The 545-nt window shown below is 34.7% G+C and carries 1 protein-coding gene; it reads left to right on the top strand.

Annotated elements, in window-relative coordinates; all coding sequences use genetic code 11:
* A partial coding sequence (locus tag ACFSTA_RS18675; protein ID WP_377558357.1) for a transposase occupies positions 1 to 501 on the top strand: 501 nt, incomplete at its 5' end.
* Between the last annotated feature and the right edge of the window lie 44 nt (positions 502 to 545).

The raw sequence follows: 545 nt of genomic DNA, 5'->3' as shown, positions 1-545 counted from the left end.
GACCGAGTGCGAAGACGAATTCAACAAGACTTTCATGATTATGATCGGAAGAAGTGTAAACGTATGAAACATGTCTTTCATAAAGCGAAGGATCGTTTAAAGGAAGAGGAGCTCTGGCATTTAGAAAGATATTTAAACATGTCTACAGAGTTAAGAGATGCCTACGAATTAAAGGAAGCATATCGAGAATGGTTTGATAAAGCAAAATTAATCGGTAAAGAGAAAATAGTCCAAGTAAAAGAAGGTCTACATTCCTTTTACCAAAAGGTTATAAACTCAGGAATTCCTGAAATGATTAGTAGTATCAAGACGTTTCAAAACTGGCAGGTAGAAATATTAAATAGTTTTGTATATGACTATTCTAACGGCTTTTTAGAGGGTATTAATAATACCACGAAGGTAATGAAGAGAAATGCATATGGTTTTAGAAGTTTTAAACGTTTTAGGGCGAAGATCTTATTAGCAAGACAGTATAAAGAAGTTGGGTTACATGTTGGGTAAAGTGGCAAAATTAATCGCCACCCCAACATTTGACGTAGAACCAT

This window comes from Ornithinibacillus salinisoli (assembly GCF_042684965.1).
Classification (GTDB): Bacteria; Bacillota; Bacilli; order Bacillales; family Amphibacillaceae; genus Ornithinibacillus; species Ornithinibacillus salinisoli.
The sequence above is the reverse complement of the archived record's forward strand: the minus strand, read 5'-3'. Positions and strand labels throughout refer to the sequence as shown.